Below are 4,556 nucleotides of genomic sequence, written 5' to 3'. Positions count from 1 at the left end.
TGTGAGGAGAGTAAGGCGTGGAATCGTGCTTCTTATAGTAGGCATAATTCTAGCAGCCCTATCCTACGGAAGTATGCTTCTTGGATTGGTAGCGTACGAACTTGGGGTTGCAGCAATAATCTTCGGCATCATCTTACTCATCCTATGGATCTGGCAGATCTTGAATGCTTATAGTCTCGCAAAGCAGTTCAACAAGGCGGTAGAGGAAACTGGTAAAGAGCCTTGGTAACACAATCCCCACATTTTTTAACCGCATCTCCCTATGCTGTTCTCTCTATAAGCTTCACAAATATGTGCTATAGTTCGTCTTCAGCTAGATAATCTTTTATAGAGATCTTCGGGGAGTCGCTACTATGCCCGCTGTCAAAGTCAGAATGATAAAAGACTTTAGGCTCGAAGGGTTGGATGAAGAGGGGCATAGCGTTCTAATGGATCTACCTAAGGATTCTGGCGGCGAGGGAGCTGGCTTTACGCCTATGCAGCTCCTTCTTGTTGCGCTCGCTGGATGCACAGCTTTAGATGTGATCAGCATAATGAGGAAGCAGCGGCAGAACCTATCTTCGCTCGAAGTGTTTGCTGAAGGAGATAGAGCTGAAGAGCACCCACGATACTATAAGGAGATCAGATTAAGATATGTTTTAAAGGGGAGGGCTTTGAGTGAGGATGCTGTGAAGAGAGCCATAAAACTCTCCGAAGAGAAGTACTGCTCTGTAGGAGCGAATCTGAAGGGAGTCTCTAAGATAACTACAACCTACACAATAGAGCAGGAAAAGTAGGTGAAGCCTTTGGCTACAGAGAAGTTCAAACGGTTCTGCGAAGACGAATATGCGGACTACCAACTCTACATCGAGTTAGCAAAGCGTGAGAAGGATGCTGGTAGAAGGAAGATATTGGAGGAGCTTTCTAAAGCTGAGGAAGGGCACTACCTATTCTGGAGCAGACTTACTGGTGGATACAAACCTAAGGTGAGCAGAGCAGCCATATACCGTATGATCATACTTAGGATCTTGATGGGACTGACCTTCACCCTTAAGTTTCTTGAGAGGCACGAGAAGCAGGTTATAGAAAGCTACAAGAGGGTTTCGGAGGAACTCACAGGCGAAGATCAGAGGATTTTGCAGAAGATAATAGAAGACGAGGAGATGCACGAGAAGACGTTTATGAACCAGATTGATGAAAGGATGGTAAGGTACTTAGGCTTCATAGTTCTTGGTCTCGCTGATGCCATAGTTGAAATAACAGGTGTGCACGCTGGCTTCCTTGGTGTAACCAGCTCAACGCTTATAGCTGGCATAGCAGGGTTAGTAGTTGGCTTCGCAGCAGCGATATCGATGGGCTCAGCAGCCTATCTACAGGCGAAGCAGCAGACCTCAAGTAAGCCTGCCTTCTCAGCCCTAGCCACCGGTATAGCATATATTTGCGCGGTAGCCCTTCTAGCATCACCCTACTTCTTAACCGAAGTCATGCTCTTTGCCTTCGGAGGCTCTCTAACATTGGCGGTTCTGCTGATATTCTTCTTCACACTCTATGGCTCAGTGGTGGGGGAGAGGAGCTTTCCCAGAGAGTTCGCTGAAAGCATAGCCTTAACCTTAGGCACGGCTCTTGCAACCTTCCTCTTCGGAGACTTTGTAGGTAGGGTCTTCGGGATACACCCAGCCTTCTAGCAAACTATAAGTTCAGATGGCGCGCATCATACAGTTGATGGTGTAGATGATCTACTTAGATAACGCTGAAACAACGCCTGTCGATCCCGAGGTTGCTAAGATCGTCTTAGAGTATATGGTTGAGAAGTTCGGTCTACCTGGTGGTGAGTTCGGGCATAGTCTTCAGGAGGAGGCTACGGAGGCTGTCGAGAAGGCAAGGGAGATCATAGCTGCTAAGATAGGAGCCAAGCCGAGTGAGATAGTGTTTACGTCTGGTGCAACTGAGAGCAACAACCTAGCCATAAAGGGCGTCGCATATCATCCGCTGTATAAGAAGAGGAAAGTTGTGACATCTGCTATAGAGCATAAGTCGGTCTTGGACACCGCTCTTAACCTTAGAAGGCTTGGCTTCGAGGTTGAGGTTATACCGGTTGATTCAGAGGGTTTTGTGAAGATGGATAGGCTTGAAGCCAGTTTAGAAGGGGCTGCTTTAGTATCCATTCAGCACGCCAACCAAGAGATAGGTACTCTTCAAGACATTAAGGCGATTGGCGAGTTGTGTAGGGAGAGGGGTGTGCTCTTCCACACCGATGCTGCCCAGTCTTTTGCGAAAGAGCAGATCGATGTTGAGGCTATGAATATAGACCTTATGTCGATAACTTCCCACCTTATCCACGGGCCGAAGGGTGTGGGCGCGCTCTATGTGCGTGAGGGCGTCGAGCTTCAGCCGCTTATAGAGGGGGATGGTAGGGAGAGGGGGTTGAGGGCTGGGAGCCAGAATGTGCCCGCAATAGTTGGTTTCGCCGAAGCGGTTAAAAGAGCCTTGCCTGACGATGCGGTTAAGATGCGTAGACTAAGGGATAGGTTGATCGATAACCTCCTACAAATAGAGGACTCGAAGCTGAATGGTGCGAGGGGTGACAAGAGAGTATGCCATATCGTCAACGTCACCTTCAGGTATGTGGAAGGTGAAGCCCTTCTTCTGCAGGCTGAGATGCAGGGGTTAGTCTGTAATACGGGTTCAGCTTGCTACAGTCAGCGGCTTGAACCTAGCCACGTGATAACGGCCATAGGTGGTACGCATGAGGAGGCGCACGGATCTATGAGGCTCAGCCTCTCTAGGATGACTATTCAGGAGGAGGTCGATGCTGCAGCTAAGATCTTGGCTAATGTGGTGGTTAGGCTTCGCTCGTTTAGCCCGCTTGCCAGAAAGAGAGGAAGCTGAGGGAAAGGGTCTTATGTGAGCTTGCGAATATGTGGAGTTGGGGGTTGATCAGTTGAGCAGACCAGACGCTTCTCTGCAGCGGAGGATAGGTTACAGTGAAAAGGTCATCGAGCACTTCACCAACCCTAGGAATGTGGGTAGGCTTGAGGATGCTGACGTTACCGCTAAGGTCGGTAGCGTAGCTTGTGGCGACCTCATCAAGCTCTATCTTAAGATAGATGAGAAGACGGAGCGTATAGAGAAGATAACCTTCGAGTCCTATGGTTGCGCTGCCAACATAGCGACCTCATCGATGCTTACAGAGCTTGCTAAAGGTAAGACGCTTGAGGAGGCTAGGAAGATTACGTTCAAGGATATTGCTGATGAGCTGGGTGGTCTACCGAAGATCAAGATGCACTGTGCTGTGCTATCTAAGACTGGGTTAGATGCCGCAATCTCAAAGTATTATGCTATGAAGGGGAAGACTAAGATAGACGACACCCTCGTCAAGCTCCTTCTTAGAGGCGTGTTAGACCCGATAACAGGCGTGGACATAATTTCTGGCAAGACGGTGGAGAGCATATCGGTTCAGAACCACGAAGTAACCATAGGGCTTAGGGTTGATGAGAAGAGCCAGATCGCTGAGGAGCTTGAGAACGATATAAGAGAAGCCTTCGAAGGGCTACCAGTCGACCTTAAGATAGTATTCAAAGGCAGCGGCGGAGATACAAACCAATAAGATGTTTGCCAAAGTTGGCTAGCCTCTACCTAATTCAACCTTCGGGTTATGAATATAGATATTTAGCCCAGGTACGTTGTGGCTGAAGTCGGTTTTCATATCTATGAGTACCGGTTTCTTGAAGCTGCTCGCTTCCTCAAACGCTTTTTTCGCTTCTTCTACAGTTTCTACACGTATGCCTACGCCTCCTAATGCGTTAAAGATGGCTGCGAAGTCTGTTGGTTGTAGGTCTGTCGCTATAAATTTCCCCCCGAAGCGCTCCTTTTGAAGCTGCCATACTTGACCATATTTACTGTCGTTAAAGACCACTACCACAACATTTAGGTTGTTCTCTATGAGTGTGGGGAGATCAGCATAAGACATCAGTAGCCCACCGTCTCCTGTAGCTGCGAAGACGCTTCTTTCAGGGTAAACGATCTTTGCTGCGATGGCTGCCGGTAGAGAGAACCCCATAGCAGCGTAGCCGCTCGAGCATAGCACACCTCTAATACCTTTGATATGGTAGGCGTCTCTTATCCAGAATGTACTCAGCCCGGTGTCTACGGTTAGGATGGAGTCTTTTTCTGCCGTTGAGTCCAAGATCTTAACCGCAACGCCTGGGTGAAGAGGCTTATCGTTTACGTGCACTACGATCTCGCCTTCTATTTTTTCATAAACCTCTCTCTTTATCTGCTGGATTTGTTTTAAGAGGAGGGTGTCGGCTTCTCTGCGTGGCGATGCTCTTAACCTCTCTAATAGGAGTTTAAGCGTCTCCTTAAGATTTCCGACAACAGTCTTCCCGTTGGAGGGCGTGGGTCTTTCTGTGGTAAAGTGTATGCACTCAACTTTGCGAGGCAGCCTCAAGCATTCTGCTTCTACACCATCTAGGCTTATGCCTACAGTCAGTATTAGGTCGGCTGAATTCAGCGCGTGGAAGGCAGCTGGGTGAGAGTAGCCGCCGACAAAACCTGCATACAAAGGATGGTCATAA

The 4,556-nt window shown here is 48.5% G+C and carries 6 protein-coding genes; 5 read left to right on the top strand and 1 reads right to left on the bottom strand.

Features of this window, described 5'->3' with window-relative positions:
- Positions 1-25 precede the first annotated feature (25 nt).
- From HA494_07645 to HA494_07625, 5 genes are all read left to right on the top strand, one after another.
- Positions 26-229, top strand: a complete 204-nt coding sequence (locus HA494_07645; protein NHV97637.1) for a hypothetical protein — start codon at positions 26-28, stop codon at positions 227-229.
- Between the two features lie 124 nt (positions 230-353).
- Positions 354-776: an OsmC family protein gene (locus tag HA494_07640; protein NHV97636.1), complete on the top strand. Its 423-nt coding sequence runs from the start codon at positions 354-356 to the stop codon at positions 774-776.
- Positions 777-1,664, top strand: coding sequence for a rubrerythrin family protein (locus tag HA494_07635; protein NHV97635.1), 888 nt, complete (start codon positions 777-779; stop codon positions 1,662-1,664).
- 46 nt (positions 1,665-1,710) lie between these two features.
- Positions 1,711-2,868, top strand: a complete 1,158-nt coding sequence (locus tag HA494_07630) for a cysteine desulfurase (protein ID NHV97634.1) — start codon at positions 1,711-1,713, stop codon at positions 2,866-2,868.
- A gap of 52 nt (positions 2,869-2,920) precedes the next feature.
- Complete coding sequence (locus HA494_07625) at positions 2,921-3,586, top strand: DUF59 domain-containing protein (protein ID NHV97633.1); 666 nt, start codon at positions 2,921-2,923, stop codon at positions 3,584-3,586.
- Positions 3,587-3,604: 18 nt separating this feature from the next.
- Here HA494_07625 and HA494_07620 read toward each other — a convergent pair whose 3' ends face one another.
- Positions 3,605-4,543, bottom strand: a complete 939-nt coding sequence (locus HA494_07620) for a thiamine pyrophosphate-binding protein (GenBank protein ID NHV97632.1) — start codon at positions 4,541-4,543, stop codon at positions 3,605-3,607.
- Positions 4,544-4,556: the final 13 nt, after the last annotated feature.

The organism is Nitrososphaerota archaeon (genome assembly GCA_011605775.1).
In the GTDB taxonomy this organism is placed as follows: domain Archaea; phylum Thermoproteota; class Nitrososphaeria; order Nitrososphaerales; family JAAOZN01; genus JAAOZN01.
This window is presented reverse-complemented; position numbering and strand designations above follow the sequence as displayed.

What these genes read in the sequence shown, in the direction of transcription:
- HA494_07640 (NHV97636.1), top strand. Translation starts at nt 354, where the DNA reads ATGCCCGCTGTCAAAGTCAGAATGATAAAAGACTTTAGGCTCGAAGGG.
- HA494_07630 (NHV97634.1), top strand. Translation starts at nt 1,711, where the DNA reads ATGATCTACTTAGATAACGCTGAAACAACGCCTGTCGATCCCGAGGTT.